16 protein-coding genes are annotated in these 18182 nt (G+C 62.8%); 12 read left to right on the top strand and 4 right to left on the bottom strand.

Features of this window, described 5'->3' with window-relative positions:
• Window positions 1-87: 87 nt before the first annotated feature.
• The 6 genes from gcvH (at window position 88) to LOY22_RS05000 (ending at window position 7113) form a co-directional block, all read left to right on the top strand.
• Window positions 88-471: a glycine cleavage system protein GcvH gene (gene gcvH, locus LOY22_RS05025; protein ID WP_045196405.1), complete on the top strand. Its 384-nt coding sequence runs from the start codon at window positions 88-90 to the stop codon at window positions 469-471.
• 9 nt (window positions 472-480) lie between these two features.
• Entirely contained in the window at window positions 481-3336 is a 2856-nt protein-coding gene (gcvP, locus tag LOY22_RS05020) for an aminomethyl-transferring glycine dehydrogenase (protein WP_258596639.1), read from the top strand.
• Between the two features lie 100 nt (window positions 3337-3436).
• Window positions 3437-4813: an L-serine ammonia-lyase gene (locus LOY22_RS05015; protein ID WP_258596637.1), complete on the top strand. Its 1377-nt coding sequence runs from the start codon at window positions 3437-3439 to the stop codon at window positions 4811-4813.
• A gap of 28 nt (window positions 4814-4841) precedes the next feature.
• Window positions 4842-5966, top strand: coding sequence for a glycine cleavage system aminomethyltransferase GcvT (gene gcvT, locus LOY22_RS05010; protein WP_258596635.1), 1125 nt, complete (start codon window positions 4842-4844; stop codon window positions 5964-5966).
• A gap of 348 nt (window positions 5967-6314) precedes the next feature.
• Complete coding sequence (locus LOY22_RS05005; protein ID WP_007931076.1) at window positions 6315-6527, top strand: cold-shock protein; 213 nt, start codon at window positions 6315-6317, stop codon at window positions 6525-6527.
• 97 nt (window positions 6528-6624) lie between these two features.
• Entirely contained in the window at window positions 6625-7113 is a 489-nt protein-coding gene (locus LOY22_RS05000) for an RDD family protein (RefSeq protein ID WP_093387135.1), read from the top strand.
• Between the two features lie 52 nt (window positions 7114-7165).
• Here LOY22_RS05000 and lptG read toward each other — a convergent pair whose 3' ends face one another.
• Window positions 7166-8227: an LPS export ABC transporter permease LptG gene (lptG, locus tag LOY22_RS04995; RefSeq protein WP_045196392.1), complete on the bottom strand. Its 1062-nt coding sequence runs from the start codon at window positions 8225-8227 to the stop codon at window positions 7166-7168.
• Window positions 8220-9335 (bottom strand): LPS export ABC transporter permease LptF, encoded by a 1116-nt coding sequence (gene lptF / locus LOY22_RS04990; protein ID WP_045196390.1) that lies wholly within the window; start codon window positions 9333-9335, stop codon window positions 8220-8222. Before lptF ends, lptG begins: the two co-directional genes overlap by 8 nt.
• A gap of 280 nt (window positions 9336-9615) precedes the next feature.
• On the opposite strand from lptF, the gene LOY22_RS04985 reads away from it, so the two are divergent.
• The 5 genes from LOY22_RS04985 (at window position 9616) to rlmF (ending at window position 16138) form a co-directional block, all read left to right on the top strand.
• On the top strand, window positions 9616-11109 hold the full coding sequence (locus LOY22_RS04985) for a leucyl aminopeptidase (RefSeq protein ID WP_258596626.1): 1494 nt from the start codon (window positions 9616-9618) through the stop codon (window positions 11107-11109).
• A gap of 51 nt (window positions 11110-11160) precedes the next feature.
• Complete coding sequence (locus LOY22_RS04980) at window positions 11161-11589, top strand: DNA polymerase III subunit chi (RefSeq protein WP_258596624.1); 429 nt, start codon at window positions 11161-11163, stop codon at window positions 11587-11589.
• 5 nt (window positions 11590-11594) lie between these two features.
• Window positions 11595-11942, top strand: a complete 348-nt coding sequence (locus LOY22_RS04975) for a hypothetical protein (protein WP_045196382.1) — start codon at window positions 11595-11597, stop codon at window positions 11940-11942.
• 285 nt (window positions 11943-12227) lie between these two features.
• Window positions 12228-15074 carry a valine--tRNA ligase gene (locus LOY22_RS04970; protein ID WP_045196381.1) on the top strand — a complete coding sequence of 949 codons (2847 nt, stop codon included), beginning with the start codon at window positions 12228-12230 and terminating at the stop codon, window positions 15072-15074.
• Window positions 15075-15175: 101 nt separating this feature from the next.
• The gene (rlmF, locus tag LOY22_RS04965) at window positions 15176-16138 is read left to right on the top strand and encodes a 23S rRNA (adenine(1618)-N(6))-methyltransferase RlmF (RefSeq protein WP_093387145.1); all 963 of its coding nucleotides are present in this window, start codon (window positions 15176-15178) and stop codon (window positions 16136-16138) included.
• Window positions 16139-16189: 51 nt separating this feature from the next.
• On the opposite strand, the gene LOY22_RS04960 is transcribed toward rlmF, so the two are convergent.
• Entirely contained in the window at window positions 16190-16471 is a 282-nt protein-coding gene (locus LOY22_RS04960; RefSeq protein ID WP_009398256.1) for an HU family DNA-binding protein, read from the bottom strand.
• Between the two features lie 408 nt (window positions 16472-16879).
• Between LOY22_RS04960 and yejK the strand changes: the two genes are divergently transcribed.
• The gene (yejK, locus tag LOY22_RS04955; protein WP_045196375.1) at window positions 16880-17887 is read left to right on the top strand and encodes a nucleoid-associated protein YejK; all 1008 of its coding nucleotides are present in this window, start codon (window positions 16880-16882) and stop codon (window positions 17885-17887) included.
• On the opposite strand, the gene LOY22_RS04950 is transcribed toward yejK, so the two are convergent.
• Window positions 17868-18167, bottom strand: coding sequence for a GIY-YIG nuclease family protein (locus LOY22_RS04950; RefSeq protein WP_045196374.1), 300 nt, complete (start codon window positions 18165-18167; stop codon window positions 17868-17870). The two genes, yejK and LOY22_RS04950, sit on opposite strands and share 20 nt — an antisense overlap.
• Window positions 18168-18182 lie beyond the last annotated feature (15 nt).

The following is an 18182-nucleotide window of genomic DNA, read 5'->3' as shown; positions in this document are numbered from 1 at the left end:
GGCCGCAATATTGCTATGGCATTACCCATCCCTGGGCTCACCTGAGCCATGCCCACAGCCGTCCCCTGCGGCCCTTGAGGAGTTTCCATGAGCGAGTTGCGTTTTACCGAAGATCACGAATGGCTGCGTAGCGAAGCTGACGGCAGCGTCACCGTCGGGATCACCGCCTTCGCCCAGAACGCCCTGGGCGATGTGGTCTACGTGCAACTGCCAGAGCTGCAACGCTACGAGCAAGGCGCCGAAGCCTCGACCGTCGAATCGGTCAAGGCTGCCAGCGGCGTGTACATGCCGCTGACCGGCGAAGTGGTAGCGGTCAACGACCAGCTCGAAGGCAACCCCGAACGGGTCAACGAAGACCCGCTGGGTGAAGGCTGGTTCTTCCGTTTCATCCCGGCCGACGCCGGCGCCGTCGCGCAACTGCTCGACCAGGACGCCTACGACCGCCTGATCAAAGCCAACGCTGACGCCTGAGGAACCGCCATGACCATCAACCTCGGCACTGCCAACGAATTCATCGCCCGCCACATCGGCCCGCGCCAGCACGACGAGCAGCACATGCTCGCCACCCTCGGTTTTGACTCGCTGGAGGCCATGAGCGCCGCGGTCATCCCCGACAGCATCAAGGGCACCAGCGTCCTTGAGCTGGGCGCCGGGCAAAGCGAAGCCCAGGCGCTGGCCTCGCTCAAGGCCATCGCCGGCAACAACCAGCTGTTCAAGAGTTTCATCGGCCAGGGTTACTACAACTGCCACACGCCGGCGCCGATCCTGCGCAACCTGCTGGAAAACCCGGCCTGGTACACCGCCTACACCCCTTACCAGCCAGAGATTTCCCAGGGCCGCCTGGAAGCGCTGCTGAACTTCCAGACCCTGATCAGCGACCTCACCGGCCTGCCGATCGCCAACGCCTCCCTGCTCGACGAAGCCACTGCCGCTGCCGAAGCCATGACCTTCTGCAAACGCCTGAGCAAGAACAAGGGCAGCCACGCCTTCTTCGCCTCGGTGCATTGCCACCCGCAAACCCTGGACGTGCTGCGCACCCGTGCCGAGCCGCTGGGTATCGAGGTTGTCGTCGGCGACGAGCGTGAGCTGAGCGATGTCAGCGCCTTCTTCGGCGCCCTGCTGCAATACCCGGCCAGCAGTGGTGAAGTCTTCGACTACCGCGAGCTGGTCGAGCGCTTCCACGCGGCCAATGCCCTGGTCGCCGTGGCGGCCGACCTGCTGGCCCTGACCCTGCTGACCCCTCCGGGCGAATTCGGCGCCGACGTGGCCATCGGCAGCGCCCAGCGCTTTGGTGTACCGCTGGGCTTCGGTGGCCCGCATGCCGCCTTCTTCTCGACCCGCGATGCATTCAAGCGCGACATGCCCGGCCGCCTGGTCGGCGTGTCGATCGACCGCTTCGGCAAGACCGCACTGCGCCTGGCCATGCAGACCCGCGAGCAACATATCCGCCGCGAGAAAGCCACCAGCAACATCTGCACTGCCCAGGTACTGCTGGCCAACATCGCCAGCATGTACGCCGTGTACCACGGCCCTCAGGGCCTGAAGCAGATCGCCGAGCGTGCCCACGCGCTGACCGCGATCCTCAAGGCCGGCCTGCAACAGTTGGGTGTACAGGTCGAAGTGGAACACTTCTTCGACACCCTGACCCTGGCCACCGGCAGCAGCACCGCCGCTCTGCACGACCAGGCCCGCGGCCAACGCCTGAACCTGCGCCAGATCGACGCCCAGCGCCTGGGCCTGTCGCTGGATGAAACCAGCACCCAGGCCGACGTCGAAGCCCTGTGGCAGCTGTTCGCCGCTGGCAAGGCCAGCCCGGACTTCGCCGCTCTCGCCGCCAGCGTTCAGGCACAACTGCCACGCACGCTGCTGCGCCAGTCGGCGATTCTCGAGCACCCGGTGTTCAACCGTTACCACAGCGAAACCGAGCTGATGCGCTACTTGCGCCGCCTGGCTGACAAGGACCTGGCGCTGGACCGCACCATGATCCCGCTGGGCTCTTGCACCATGAAGCTCAACGCCGCCAGCGAAATGATCCCGGTGACCTGGGCCGAGTTCGGCAGCCTGCACCCGTTCGCCCCGGCCGCGCAGAGCCAGGGTTACCAGCAACTGACCAGCGAGCTGGAAGCCATGCTCTGCGCCGCCACCGGCTACGACGCCGTGTCGCTGCAGCCCAACGCCGGCTCCCAGGGCGAATACGCCGGCCTGCTGGCGATTCGCGCCTATCACCAGAGCCGCGGCGAAGCGCGTCGCGACATCTGCCTGATCCCGTCCTCGGCCCACGGCACCAACCCCGCTACCGCGCACATGGCCGGCATGCGCGTTGTAGTCACCGCCTGTGACGCCCGCGGCAACGTCGACATCGACGACCTGCGTGCCAAGGCCATCGAACACCGCGAACACCTTGCCGCGCTGATGATCACCTACCCCTCGACCCATGGCGTGTTCGAAGAAGCCATTGGCGAGATCTGCGCGATCATCCATGACAACGGCGGCCAGGTGTACATCGACGGCGCCAACATGAACGCCATGGTCGGCCTCTGCGCCCCGGGCAAGTTCGGCGGCGACGTTTCGCACCTGAACCTGCACAAGACCTTCTGCATCCCCCACGGCGGTGGCGGCCCGGGCGTCGGCCCGATCGGCGTCAAATCGCACCTGGCGCCGTTCCTGCCGGGCCATGCGCACATGGACAACAAGCAGGGCGCGGTTTGCGCCGCACCGTTCGGCAGCGCCAGCATCCTGCCGATCACCTGGATGTACATCCGCATGATGGGTGGCGCCGGGCTCAAGCGTGCCTCGCAAATGGCCATCCTCAACGCCAACTACATCGCCCGCCGCCTGGAAGAGCACTATCCTGTGTTGTACACCGGCAGCAATGGCCTGGTGGCGCACGAGTGCATCCTCGACCTGCGCCCGATCAAGGACAGCAGCGGCATCAGTGTCGATGACGTGGCAAAACGCCTGATCGACTTCGGCTTCCACGCCCCGACCATGTCGTTCCCGGTGGCCGGCACGCTGATGATCGAACCGACCGAAAGCGAGTCTAAAGAAGAACTGGACCGCTTCTGCGAGGCGATGATCCGCATCCGCGAAGAGATTCGCGCGGTCGAAAGCGGCAGCCTGGACAAGGACGACAACCCGCTGAAGAACGCCCCGCACACTGCCGCCGAAATCGCCGGTGAGTGGAGCCACCCGTACAGCCGCGAGCAGGCGGTGTATCCGCTGGCCTCGCTGGTCGAAGGCAAGTACTGGCCACCGGTCGGCCGCGTTGACAACGTGTTCGGCGACCGCAACCTGGTGTGTGCCTGCCCGTCGATCGAGAGCTATCAGGACGTCTGAGGCCTCTTCGCGGGGCAAGCCCGCTCCCACAGTGAGAACCTCATTCCCTGTGGGAGCGAGCTTGCCCCGCGATAGCCTTCATCACAACGAGGGTACGACCATGTCACTAAGCGTCTTCGACCTGTTCAAGATCGGCATCGGCCCCTCCAGTTCCCATACCGTAGGCCCTATGCGCGCCGCTGCGCGTTTTGCTGAAGGCCTGCGTCGCGACGGCCTGCTGGCCGCTACAGCCAGCGTCAAGGCCGAGCTCTATGGCTCGCTCGGCGCCACCGGCAAAGGCCACGGCAGCGACAAGGCCGTGCTGCTCGGCCTTGAAGGCGAACACCCGGACAGCGTCGACACCGAAAGCATCCCCGCACGCCTGCAGGCCATCCGCAGCAGCGGCCGGCTCAACCTGCTCGGCGAGCATGCAATCGACTTCGTTGAAAAGCAGCACCTGGCGATGATCCGCAAACCCCTGGCCTTCCATCCCAACGGCATGATCTTCCGTGCCTTTGACGCCGCCGGCTTGCAGATTCGCAGCCGCGAGTACTACTCGGTGGGCGGTGGTTTCGTGGTCGACGAGGACGCCGCCGGCGCCGATCGCATCGTCGAAGACAGCACCGTGCTGCCCTACCCGTTCAAGACCGCCAAGGAGCTGCTTGGCCACTGTACCGCGCAGCACCTGTCGATCAGCCAGGTCATGCTGGCCAACGAAGCCGCCTGGCGCCCGGAAAGCGACACCCGCAGCGGCCTGTTGCACATCTGGCAGGTCATGCAGGACTGCGTGTCTGCCGGTTGTCGCAACGAAGGTATCTTGCCTGGCGGGCTCAAGGTCAAACGCCGCGCCGCCGCACTGTACCGCCAGCTGTGCAGCAACCCGGAGGCGAGCCTGCGCGACGCGCTGTCGGTGCTCGACTGGGTCAACCTGTATGCCCTGGCCGTCAACGAAGAAAACGCCTTTGGCGGGCGCGTGGTCACCGCGCCGACCAATGGCGCCGCCGGCATCGTCCCGGCAGTGTTGCACTACTACATGCGTTTTATCCCGGGCGCCAATGACGACGGCGTGGTGCGTTTTCTGCTCACCGCCGCCGCCATCGGCATCCTCTATAAAGAGAACGCCTCGATCTCCGGTGCCGAAGTCGGCTGCCAGGGCGAAGTCGGCGTTGCCTGCTCGATGGCCGCCGGAGCCCTGTGCGAGGTGATGGGCGGCACGGTGCAGCAGGTCGAGAACGCCGCCGAAATCGGCATGGAACACAACCTGGGCCTGACCTGCGACCCGATCGGCGGGCTAGTCCAGGTGCCCTGCATCGAGCGTAACGCCATGGGTTCGGTCAAGGCCATCAACGCGGTGCGCATGGCCCTGCGCGGTGACGGGCAGCACTTCGTCTCGCTGGATAAGGTCATCCGCACCATGCGCCAGACCGGCGCCGACATGAAAAGCAAATACAAGGAGACCGCCCGCGGCGGTCTGGCCGTCAACATCATCGAATGCTGACACCCTCTCAAGCCCCAAGGAGTCATCAATGTCCACCGAAACACTGCTCAAGACCCCGCTGCACGCCCTGCACCTGGAACTGGGCGCCCGCATGGTGCCGTTCGCCGGATACGACATGCCGGTCCAGTACCCGCTGGGAGTGATGAAAGAACACCTGCACAGCCGCGAGCAGGCCGGCCTGTTCGACGTTTCGCACATGGGCCAGATCCGCCTGAGCGGCGCCGCTGCAGCCAAGGCCCTGGAAACCCTGGTGCCGGTCGACATCATCGACCTGCCGGTGGGCATGCAGCGCTATGCCATGTTCACCAACGAACACGGCGGCATCCTCGATGACCTGATGGTCGCTAACCTGGGCAACAACGAACTGTTCCTGGTAGTCAACGCGGCCTGCAAAGAGCAAGACCTGGCCCATTTGCGCAAACATATCGGCGATCAGTGCCAGATCCAGCCACTGTTTGAAGAGCGCGCCCTGCTGGCCCTGCAGGGGCCGGCGGCGGTGAAGGTGCTCGAGCGCCTGGCACCCGTCGTGGCGAAAATGACTTTCATGCAGTTCCAGCCGGTACAACTGCTGGGCGCAGACTGTTTTGTCAGCCGTTCGGGCTACACCGGTGAAGACGGTTTCGAGATTTCGGTGCCGGCCGGCAAAGCCGAAGAGCTGGCGCGCCGCCTGCTGGCCGAACCCGAAGTCCAGGCTATCGGCCTGGGCGCACGCGACTCGCTGCGCCTGGAGGCCGGCCTGTGCCTGTATGGCCACGACATGAACACCCAGACCACGCCCATCGAAGCCAGCCTGCTCTGGGCCATCTCCAAGGTGCGCCGTGCCGATGGCCAGCGCGCCGGCGGCTTCCCCGGTGCCGAGGCGATCTTCGCCCAGCAGCAAAGCGGGGTTGCGCGCAAGCGCGTGGGCCTGTTGCCGCAGGAGCGCACACCGGTGCGCGAAGGCGCCGAGATCGTTGACCAGTCAGGCACGGTTATCGGCAGCATCTGCAGTGGCGGCTTTGGCCCGACATTGAATGCGCCGGTGGCGATGGGGTACCTCGATGCCGCATACAGCGCACTGGAAACCCCAGTGTGGGCGATCGTGCGCGGCAAGCGCGTGGCGATGAAAGTGAGCAAGATGCCCTTCGTTGCCCAACGCTATTATCGCGGCTGAATCGATACTTGAAACAACGTGTCATGAAGCGTTCGGATTTTCGAATTCGAACGCTTTTTATAACTTTCGAAAAGCGTTGCGACAATGCTTGGAATGAGCCGGAAAAAATCGACCGAACGGCGGCTAAAAGGCACAGCGGCGGCGGTCTGCAGGGCTTGTTTTTGTCTTCAAAGTTAGCGTATTGTCTGTGCACTGTGTTTGCATGGGTCGCTATGGTTCGTGACCTGGGCAGTAGCTCTGATGTTTGCTACACCCGTTCGACGTCTCTTACTTTCCTGCAACCCAGCCCAGTACTCTTTCATTTGGAAGAAGCTGTTACTAATTCTAAGTTTCAAAGGAAATAAGACAATGTCCCAACGTCAGAGCGGTACCGTCAAGTGGTTTAACGACGAGAAAGGTTTTGGTTTCATCACTCCAGAAAGCGGTCCGGATCTGTTCGTACACTTCCGCGCTATTCAGGGTAACGGCTTCAAGAGCCTGAAAGAAGGTCAGAAAGTCACCTTCATCGCCGTGCAGGGCCAGAAAGGCATGCAGGCTGACGAAGTTCAAGCCGAAGGCTGATCTTCATCAACAAAGAAGCCTCTGCTGGCAACAGCAGGGGCTTTTTTGTGCGCGCAATTCCGTAGAATGGGCGTTTTGCGCAAGGAGGGCCTCGCCAGTGCCCAAGCAGCTGTTACAGCCCGAAGGTGAATTTCCCCCTGTCGACCTTGGCCGCCGCCTGGCCGCCATGTTCTATGACTTTTTGCTGTGCACCGCGTTGCTGATCGTCACCGCCGGTGCCTACAAGATGATCCAGATGGCTTTCATCGGGGAAGCGCGCATGCGCGAGTTGACCGAGGCCGGCGCCCTGGATGGCGACCCGTTGCTGTCGACCATCCTGCTGTTCGCCCTGTTCGGCTTTTTCGCCAAGTTCTGGACCCACGGCGGCCAGACCCTGGGTATGCAGGTATGGGGCATCCGTGTGCAAAATGCCGACGGCAGCGCCATCAGCCTGTGGCAGGCACTGCTGCGTTTTGTCGTATCGATCGGCTCGTGGTTGTGCCTGGGCCTGGGTTTTATCTGGGCGTTGTTCGACAAGCGCAAGCGCAGCTGGCACGACATCTACTCCGACACTCAACTGGTGCGAATTCCCAAGCGCAAAAAATAACCGCGCACAAAAAAGCCGACCCTGAGGTCGGCTTTTTCTTGTCTGCGGCAATTTATCCGGCGCGCCGCAACATCCACAACCCGGCCACCGCACAGATCGCCGCCGGCAGCACCACCGCCAGCAACGGCGGGAAGCCGAACACCTGGCTGGAAGGCCCGAGCAGGTCCTGGGCGATGCGGAACACAAAACCCACCAGCACCCCGGTGAACACCCGCTGACCAAGGGTCACCGAGCGCAGCGGGCCGAAGATGAAGGAAATGGCCATCAGCACCAGCGCCGCAGTGACCATCGGCTGCAGCACCTTGGTCCAGAATGCCAGCCAGTACCGGGCGTTGTTCAGGCCCTGGTCGGACAGGTAGTGGATGTAATCCCAAAGACCGGTGATCGACAGTGATTCTGGTGCGACCACTACGGTATTGAGCAACTGCGGGGTGACCGACACGTCCCAGCGTTCTTCAGGCGTTTTGATGACTTCGGTGTGATCGCCGCGGAAATAGGTGGTGGTCACGTCGCTGAGCAGCCAGTGATCTTCCTTGTACTGGGCACGGCGGGCAAAGCTCGAGGTCTGCATGTGCCGCTCGTTGTCGAAGCGATAGCGGGTCACGCCGTAGAGCAAGCCGTTGGGCTGCACCGAGTTGATGTGCACGAACTCGTCACCCTGGCGGTGCCACATGCCGCGCTTGGAGCTCTGCGCCTCACCACCGCCCTGGGCCAGGGAACGGTCGGCCTGGGCCTTGTTCTCGGTGACCGGGGCCAGGTACTCGCCAATCAGGATACCGGCCAGCATCAGCACCAGCATCGGCTTCATCACCGCCCAGACGATCCGCCCGATCGACACGCCGGCGGCGCGCATGATGGTCAGCTCGCTGCTGCTGGCCAGGCTCCCCAGGCCGATCAGGCAGCCGATCAGGGCAGCCATCGGCAGCATGTCGTAGAGCCGCCGCGGTGCGGTGAGCAAGACGAAATTGCCGGCGTCCATCAGCGTGTAGGTGTCGGTGATATCGCCCATTTCATCGATGAAGGCGAACAGCGAAGCCAGGCCCAGAATGATCCCCAGTACGGCAAGAATCGCCATCAGTACACTTTTGCCGATGTAACTGTCGAGCTTAACCATGGGCCACCTCCGCACGGCGAGCGGCGCGCTTGAGGCGCAACGGCTCCCAGTACATCAGCCCCAGGCCGATCAACAGAAACAGGCCATGGACCCACCAGATACCCAGGCCGATCGGCAGCTTGCCTTTCTCCAGGGCGCCACGCACGGCAATCAGCATTGTCAGGTACGCCATATACAGAAGAATCGCCGGCAGCAGTTTGAGGAAACGGCCCTGGCGCGGGTTGACCCGCGACAGTGGCACCGCCAGCAGGGTGACGATGAACACCAGCAACGGCAGCGACAGGCGCCACTGCAGCTCGGCACGCTCGCGCAGGCCCTTGCTGCCAATCAGTTGCGAGGTCGGGATGGCTTCACGCTCGGTGATCTCTTCACTGACTTCAGGCTTGGGCAACAGCACGCCGTAGGTGTCGTACTTGATTGCGCGGTAATCAGCCTGGCCAGGGTTACCGTCATAGCGGTAGCCGTTTTCCAGGATCAGGTAGCGGTTGCCATCGGGGTTGACCTGCTGGTGGCCTTTTTCCGCCACCAGTACCGACGGACCGCGGTCCTTGGTCTTGTCCTGGTTGAAGCGCTTCTCGGAAATGAACACGCCGCCAAGGTTGACCCGATCTTCCGACAGTTGCTCGGTATAGGTAACCCGTGAACCATCGCGCAGGGTCTGGAAGCGGCCCGGCACCAGGGTGTCGAACTCGGTCAGGGCGTCCTGCTGGTTGATGATCTGTGCGACCTGGGTAACGCCCTGGGGCGCCAGGCTCAGGCTCAGCCAGGCTACCAGCAAGGCCACCAGTGCCGCCGGCGCCATGGTCATGCCCAGCAACCGCTGCTGGCTCATGCCGGTGGCCGAAAGCACGGTCATCTCGCTTTCCAGGTACAAACGGCCATAGGCCAGGAGGATACCGAGGAACAGCCCCAGAGGCAGGATCAACTGCAGGAAGCCCGGCAGGCGGTAGCCCATGATCAGGAACAGCACGCTCGGGTCGAGCACGCCCTGGGCCGCCTGGGCCAGGTATTTGATGAAGCGCCCACTCATGATGATGACCAGCAGCACAGCGCTGACGGCACTCAAGGTCACCAGGACCTCGCGGGACAGATAACGAAAGACGATCAAACCAGACACTCCTGGGTTGTCAGGCTCGGACAGCCGAACAAGAAATCCATAACAGCCAAGATAGTAGCCCGCTCGCCAGAGCGAACCCGGGTAAAAGTTGGCGCATTATCCTGTGATTGGCCGTGCCTGTCACTTGGCGCCGCACAATGCTTCATCTCGGGGTTGTCAGGGCGGGCGAAGCAGGCTCAAACTGGGGGCTTTAGCACTGGTACGCGACCACGCGGCCACGACCGCGCCTGCATAGACAACGCGCATCGACAGATCATTCGGGGAACCTGACATGGAACTGGTTGTAAAAAGCGTAGCCGCAGCATCCTTGAAAACCGCCACCCTGGTCCTGCCAGTGGCTGAAGGCGGCAAACTCGGCGCCATCGCCAAAACCATCGACGAAGCCACCGGCGGTGCCCTGGCCAGCGTGCTCAAGCGCGGCGACCTGGCCGGCAAGGTCGGCCAGACCCTGCTGCTGCACAGCCTGCCAAACCTCAAGGCCGAGCGCGTATTGCTGGTGGGTACCGGCAAGGATGCCGAGCTGGGTGATCGCAGCTGGCGCAAGGTCGTTGCCGCCGTGCTGGCAGTGCTCAAGGGGCTGAACGGCAGCGACGCAGCTCTGGCCCTGGACGACGTCAAGGTTGCCGGCCGCGATGCTTTCTATGGCAAGACCCGCCTGTTGGCCGAGAGCCTGCTCGATGGCCAGTACGTGTTCGACCAGTTCAAGAGCAAGAAAGCCGAACCTCGCGCCCTGAAAAAAATCACCCTGCTCAGCGCCAAGGCCGGTGCCAGCGATGTCGAGCGCGCGGTCAAGCATGCCGTTGCCATCGCCAACGGCATGGGCTTCACCCGCGACCTGGGCAACCTGCCACCGAACGTCTGCCACCCAAGCTACCTGGCCGAACAGGCCAAGGCCCTGGGCAAGGAATTCAAGGGCCTCAAGGTCGAGGTGCTGGACGAGAAGAAGATCAAGGACCTGGGCATGGGCGCTTTCTACGCCGTCGGCCAGGGCAGCGACCAGCCGCCACGCCTGATCGTGCTCAACTACCAGGGCGGCAAAAAGAGCGAGAAGCCTTTCGTGCTGGTGGGCAAGGGCATCACCTTCGACACCGGTGGCATCAGCCTCAAGCCCGGCGCCGGCATGGATGAAATGAAGTACGACATGGGCGGCGCCGCCAGCGTCTTCGGCACCCTGCGCGCCGTGCTCGAGCTGCAACTGCCGATCAACCTGGTGTGCCTGCTGGCCTGCGCCGAGAACATGCCGAGCGGCGGCGCCACCCGTCCTGGCGACATCGTCACGACCATGAGCGGGCAGACCGTCGAGATCCTCAACACCGACGCCGAAGGCCGCCTGGTGCTGTGCGACACCCTGACCTACGCCGAGCGCTTCAAGCCTCAGGCAGTGATCGACATCGCCACCCTGACCGGCGCCTGCATCGTCGCCCTGGGCAGCCACACCTCGGGCCTGATGGGCAACAACGATGACCTGGTCGGGCAACTGCTCGACGCCGGCAAGCGCGCCGACGACCGCGCCTGGCAGCTACCGCTGTTCGACGAATACCAGGAACAGCTCGACAGCCCGTTCGCCGACATCGCCAACATCGGCGGGCCAAAAGCCGGCACCATCACCGCCGGTTGCTTCCTGTCGCGCTTTGCCAAGGCCTACAACTGGGCTCACCTGGACATCGCCGGCACCGCCTGGATCAGCGGCGGCAAGGACAAGGGTGCCACTGGCCGCCCGGTTCCACTGCTGACCCAGTACCTGCTCGATCGCGCCAACGCCTGAGGCGACGCTGGCCGTCTGCGCCTTGGGGCGTAGCCGGCCGGCAGGCAGACCATGAGCAAAGTCGATTTCTACATATTGCCCAGCGCCGCGCCCTCGGCGCGCCTGGATTTCGCCTGCAAACTGTGCGACAAGGCCTGGCGCCTGGGGCACCGGGTTTACCTGCATTGCAGCGACGCCGCCCAGCGCGATGAACTGGACGCGCGCCTGTGGGCGTTCAAGGGCGAGGCCTTCGTGCCCCACGACGCGGCTGAAGACAACCCGCAGGGCAGCGTCGCTCTGGGCCTTGGCGATGATGCCGGCAGCCACCAGGACCTGCTGATCAACCTTGGCCTCAAGGTACCGGCGTTCGCTTCCCGCTTTGCCCGGATCGCCGAGATCGTGGTCGAAGAGCCGGCGATTCGTCAGGCGGCCCGAGAGAGTTTCCGTTTCTACCGCGAACAGGGCTATGCTCTGCAAGATCACCGCTTACAGCGACTCTGAAGACGATGGACAAACCCACTCCCCTGCCCCAATCCGCGCACCTGCTGGACGACCTGGAGTCGATCCGCCAGCTGCTTGGCGATGCATCCCTTGAGCCGCCGCTATTGACCGACACCGTCGAGGAGCAGATCCCGCTGCTGCTCGAAGAGGCCGAAGCAGCGCCGCAGCCGGCGCCTGAAGCGCCAGCCGACCCGCAGGCCAAGCGCCAGGAAACCCTGCTGCACCTGGACGCCGAGCTACGCGCGGCGGCCCAGTTGATCATGCAGGACGTGATCAACGATTTCGCCCCGCATATCGAAAGCGAAATCAAGCGCCGCCTGGATGCCCGGCTCGAGCGCCTGCTCAACCAATAAAAAGCAGTAACAAGCTTCAAGCGACAAGCTGCAAGAACCGTGCGGCGCTCTGAGCTTGCAGCTTGTCGCTTGAAGTTTGCCCCCCCGCATATCGAAAGCGAAATCAAGCGCCGCCTCGATGCCAAGCCTGAGCGCATGCTTAACCAATAAAAAGCAGTAACAAGCTTCAAGCGACAAGCTGCAAGAGCCGTGCGGCGCTCTGAGCTTGCAGCTTGTCGCTTGAAGCTTGCGGCTTCGCTATACTCTCCGGCTTTCCTGAATAAATGCCTAAGGGTCCCGCCGCGCATGGATAAGACCTACCAGCCGCACGCCATTGAAACTTCCTGGTACAACACCTGGGAGTCCGAGAATTATTTCGCTCCGCAAGGCGCGGGCGATTCCTACACCATCATGATCCCGCCGCCGAACGTCACCGGCAGCCTGCACATGGGTCATGGCTTCAACAACGCGATCATGGACGCCCTGATCCGTTTCCGCCGCATGCAGGGCCGCAACACCCTGTGGCAGCCAGGTACCGACCACGCCGGTATCGCCACGCAGATGCTGGTCGAGCGTCAACTCGAAGCCAAAGGCCAGAACCGTCACGACCTGGGCCGCGAGAAGTTCCTGGAAAAGGTCTGGGAATGGAAAGATCAGTCCGGTGGCAACATCAGCCGCCAGATTCGCCGCCTGGGCTCGTCGGTCGACTGGAGCCGCGAGCGTTTCACCATGGACGACGGCCTCTCGGAAGCAGTGAAAGAAGCCTTCGTGCGCCTGCATGAAGACGGCCTGATCTACCGCGGCAAGCGCCTGGTCAACTGGGACACCAAGCTGCACACGGCGATTTCCGACCTCGAAGTGGAAAACCACGACGAGAAGGGTCACCTGTGGAACCTGCGCTACCCGCTGGCTGACGGCGCCAAAACTGCCGACGGCAAGGACTACCTGATCGTCGCCACCACGCGCCCGGAAACCATGCTCGGCGACGCCGCCGTTGCCGTGAACCCGGAAGACGAGCGTTACAAGGCGCTGATCGGCAAGTTCGTCGAGCTGCCGCTGGTTGGCCGCCGTATCCCGATCATCGCCGACGACTATTGCGACCCTGAGTTCGGTACCGGCTGTGTGAAAATCACCCCGGCCCACGACTTCAACGACTATGAAGTCGGCAAGCGCCACAACCTGCCGCTGCTGAACATCTTCGACAAGAACGCCTTCGTCCTGCCGGCCGCCCAGGTGTTCAACCTCGACGGCAGCGTCAACGACAGTATCGACGCGACCCTGCCGGCCCAGTATGCAGGCCTCGACCGCTTCGTTGCGCGCAAGCAGATCGTTGCCGATTTCGACGCCGCCGGCCTGTTGGTCAGCGTCGACGACCACGCCCTGAAAGTGCCGAAAGGCGACCGCTCGGGTACCGTCATCGAGCCGTGGCTGACCGACCAGTGGTACGTGTCGACCAAGCCGCTGGCAGAGCCTGCGATTGCTGCCGTCGAAGACGGCCGCATTCAGTTCGTGCCCAAACAGTACGAAAACATGTACTTCTCCTGGATGCGCGACATCCAGGACTGGTGCATCAGCCGTCAGCTGTGGTGGGGTCACCGTATTCCGGCCTGGTACGACGAATCGGGCAAGGTCTATGTCGGCCGTAGCGAAGAAGAGGTGCGCAGCAAGCACAACCTCGGCGCCGACGTGGTCCTGAACCAGGACAACGACGTGCTCGACACCTGGTTCAGCTCGGGCCTGTGGACCTTCTCGACCCTGGGCTGGCCACAGCAGACCGAATTCCTCAAGAAGTTCCACTCCACCGACGTGCTGGTCACCGGCTTTGACATCATTTTCTTCTGGGTTGCCCGGATGATCATGCTGACCATGCACCTGGTGAAGAACGAGGACGGCACCCCGCAGGTACCGTTCAAGACTGTGTATGTCCACGGCCTGGTGCGCGATGGCCAGGGCCAGAAGATGTCCAAGTCCAAGGGCAACGTCCTTGACCCGCTGGACATCGTCGACGGCATCACCCTGGACGAACTGCTGGAAAAACGCACCAGCGGCATGATGCAGCCAAAGCTTGCCGAGAAGATCGCCAAGCAGACCAAGGCCGAGTTCCCGGAAGGCATCGCCAGCTACGGCACCGACGCCCTGCGCTTCACCTTCTGCTCGCTGGCGTCCACCGGTCGCGACATCAAGTTCGACATGGGCCGCGTCGAAGGCTACCGCAACTTCTGCAACAAGATCTGGAACGCTGCGCGCTATGTTCTGGACAAGGGCGAAGACTGCGGCCAGAACGGCGAAGCCTACGAGCTGTCGCTGGCTGATCGCTGGATCATCTCGCAGCTGCAGCGCACCGAAGCCGAAGTCACCCGCCAGCTCGACCAGTTCCGCTTCGACCTGGCCGCCCAGGCGCTCTACGAGTTCATCTGGAACCAGTATTGCGACTGGTACCTGGAGCTGTCCAAGCCGGTCCTGTGGGACGAGAACGCCCCGGTCGAACGCGCCCGTGGTACTCGCCGCACCCTGGTCCGGGTACTGGAAGTGGCACTGCGCCTGGCCCATCCGTTCATGCCGTTCATCACCGAAGAAATCTGGCAGCGCCTGGCGCCGTTGGCCGGCGCGCAAGGCAAGACCATCATGCTGCAGCCATGGCCAGTGGCCAATGAAAGCCGCATCGATGCCGCTGCCGAAGGCGATATCGAATGGCTCAAGGAGCTGATGCTCGGCGTGCGCAACATCCGCGGCGAAATGAACATCGGCCCGGGCAAGCCACTGCAACTGTTCCTGAAAAACGCCAGCGCCGAAGACCAGCGCCGCCTGCAGGAAAACGAAGCGCTGCTGAAGAAGCTGGCGAAGATCGAGTCCTTCACCGTGCTCGGCGAACAGGACGAGGCGCCGCTGAGCGCCACCGCCCTGGTCGGCGATCTGCAAGTACTGGTGCCGATGGCCGGGCTGATCGACAAGGACGCCGAGCTGGCTCGCCTGAACAAGGAAATCCAGCGTCTGCAGGGCGAAGTCCAGCGCGTCGGCGGCAAGCTGTCCAACGCCGCCTTCGTCGACAAGGCACCGCCTGCGGTGATCGACAAGGAACGCGCCAAGCTGGCTGAAGCCGAACAGGCCCTGGCCAACTTCACCGAGCAGCATGCGCGGATTGCCGCCTTGTAACGATCGCTGACCTCAGTGATGCCATCGCGGGTCAAGCCCGCTCCCACAGAAGTCTCTGTAGGAGCGGGCTTGACCCGCGATGCTTTGCACCGGACCTCAACATGACCACAACCAACAAACCGACCCTGCACCCGCGCAACCGCCACCAGGGCCGCTACGACTTCCCCCAGTTGATCAAGAGCAGCCCGCAGCTGGGCCAGTTCATGATCACCAACCCCCACGGCAAGCCGAGCATCGACTTCGCCAACCCGGATGCCGTCAGGGTCTTCAACCGCGCCCTGCTCAAGGCCCAGTACGGTATCCAGCACTGGGACATCCCGGCTGACTACCTGTGCCCGCCAATCCCCGGCCGGGCCGACTACGTACACGTGCTGGCCGACTTGCTGGCAGACGAAAACGGCGGCGAAATACCCCGTGGCGCGCAGGTCCAGGCCCTGGACATCGGCGTCGGTGCCAATTGCATCTACCCGTTGCTGGGCAACAGCGATTACCGCTGGCGCTTTCTCGGTTCAGACATCGACGCCACGGCACTGGCTGCGGCCGGCGCCATCGTCCAGGCCAACGGCCTGGGCAAGGCCATCAGCCTGCGCCAGCAAGGCAACCGCAAGCACATCCTGCTGGGGCTGCTCAAAAGCGACGAGCGCTTCGACCTGACCCTGTGCAACCCGCCCTTCCACGCCTCACGCGAAGAAGCCACCCGCGGCAGCCAGCGCAAATGGCGGGCACTGGGCAAGGCCGATCCCAAGCGCAAGCTGCCGGTGCTGAACTTTGGCGGGCAGAACAACGAACTGTGGTGCGAAGGCGGCGAGATCCGCTTCGTCAGCCAGTTGGTGGCCGAGAGCGTCAGCCTGAGCCAGCAGGTGCTGTGGTTCACCAGCCTGGTATCGAAAGCCTCCAACCTGCCCGGCATCCAGGCCGCGCTGAAAAAGGCCGGGGCGGCCGAACAGCGGGTGGTGGAGATGGGCCAGGGGCAGAAACAGAGCCGCATGATCGCCTGGACCTTCCAGGACGCCGCAGCGCGCCAGGCTTGGCGCCAGCAGCGCTGGAGCAAAACCCAGTCATAAAAAAACCGCGTCCGGGCAACCCGGACGCGGCTTTTGTCGAGCTGTTTACAATTACTTGTTTACAGCGTCGGTCAGCACTTTGGCTGGTACGAACTTGACGACTTTCTTGGCAGCGATTTCGATGGCAGCGCCAGTCGAAGGGTTGCGGCCGGTACGGGCAGGACGCTCGGTGATTTTCAGTTTGCCGATGCCTGGCAGGGTGATTTCGCTGCCATTTTCCAGTTGATCAGCAACGATCTGGCCCAGTTGCTCCAGAGCGTTACGCGCGGTGGTTTTTGGCGCGTCGATAGCTTCAGCGATATCGGCGATCAGTTGGTCTTTGGTCAATGCCATGGTGGTGTTCCTTCCCTATCAAATTCAGTGAGTATGCAGAGTGCTACGTCAGTCATCGAGCCAGACCTGCGGGGGATCCGGCGGTCCGGTGTTACAGCCACGTCAATCGCGTATGTAGATACGTAAAACGACGTTTGGTTCGACGTGACGCGAGCGGTCTGCCAGCAATGCGCCACACACGGGGCGCAAGACCGGGCAAAACTACCACAGGAATAGATAAATATCCGCCTCCCACAGGGCAAATGTGCAGGTTTTTCGGGGGTTTGCGCGAAAAAACGCAAAAATTTGAACAAAAAATAAACAACCGACATATCTGCCAACATCTGGCCGCTGAATCACCCCTGTGCTGAGGTACACTTGGCGACTTTGCAACGCGGCCAGCACCGCCCATTTTCAACCGAGAATCCCATGCCGATCCGTCATTGCATCGTCCACCTGATCGACAAGAAACCCGATGGCAGCCCCGCCGTGCTGCACGCCCGCGACTCGGAACTGGCCGAGTCGGGTGCCATCGAAAACCTTCTGGCCGACCTCAACGATAGCTACAACGCCAAACAGGGCAAAGCCTGGGGCTTCTTCCACGCAGAATCAGGCGCCCACCCGTTCAGCGGCTGGCTCAAGGAATACCTCGACGAAGGCAGCACCTTCACGGCCTTCAGCCGCGTCGCCGTCGAGCACCTGCAAAAGCTGATGGAAGAGTCCAACCTGTCGGTCGGCGGCCACGTGTTGTTCGCCCACTATCAGCAAGGCATGACCGATTACCTGGTGATCGCCTTGCTGCACCACAGCGAAGGCGTGGCGGTAAACGCCGAGCTGGACGTGACCCCGTCGCGCCACCTGGACCTGGGCCAGCTGCACCTGGCCGCGCGCATCAACCTTTCCGAGTGGCAGAACAACAAGGCCTCCAAGCAGTACATCTCCTTCATCAAGGGCAAGAACGGCAAGAAGGTCTCGGAGTACTTCCGCGACTTCATCGGCTGCCAGGAAGGCGTCGACGGCCCGGGCGAGACCCGCACCCTGCTCAAGGCTTTCAGCGATTTTGTCGAAAGCGAAGACCTGCCCGAAGAAGCCGCCCGCGAGAAGACCCAGACCCTGGTCGACTACGCCACCAGCCAGACCAAGGCCGGCGAGCCAGTAACCCTCGAGGAGCTCTCAGGGCTGATCGATGAAGACCGCCCACGGGCCTTCTACGAACATATTCGCAACAAGGACTACGGCCTGTCGCCGGAAATCCCCGCCGATAAGCGCACGCTCAACCAGTTCCGCCGCTTCACCGGCCGTGCCGAAGGGCTGTCGATCAGCTTTGAAGCGCACTTGCTGGGCTCGAAGGTCGAGTACGACGAGGAAGCCGGCACCCTGATCATCAAAGGCCTGCCGACGCAACTGACCGATCAGCTCAAGCGTCGCAAGGACTGAGCCCCGCCCAGGAGGCCACCAGCGCCTCCTTGGCACTCTTGCGCAGCTTTTTCACCAGCCGCTCCTGTTGCAGCGCCTTGGTTTTGTCGGGCCAGGCCTCGACATAGACCAAAGCCACTGCCGGGCTGGTGCTGAAGTAGCGTGCCCCCTGGCCCTTCTGGTGGGCCTGGAAGCGCCGCTCCGGGTTGTCGCTGATCCCGCAGTACAGCGAGCCATTGGCGGCGCGTACCAGGTAGACGTACCAGGGTTTGTTCGGTGGTTGGGCAATGGGCTCGGACACGTTAGTGACTATCAA

The sequence above is a fragment of the Pseudomonas sp. B21-035 genome, assembly GCF_024748945.1.
GTDB lineage: Bacteria > Pseudomonadota > Gammaproteobacteria > Pseudomonadales > Pseudomonadaceae > Aquipseudomonas.
The sequence above is the reverse complement of the archived record's forward strand: the minus strand, read 5'-3'. Positions and strand labels throughout refer to the sequence as shown.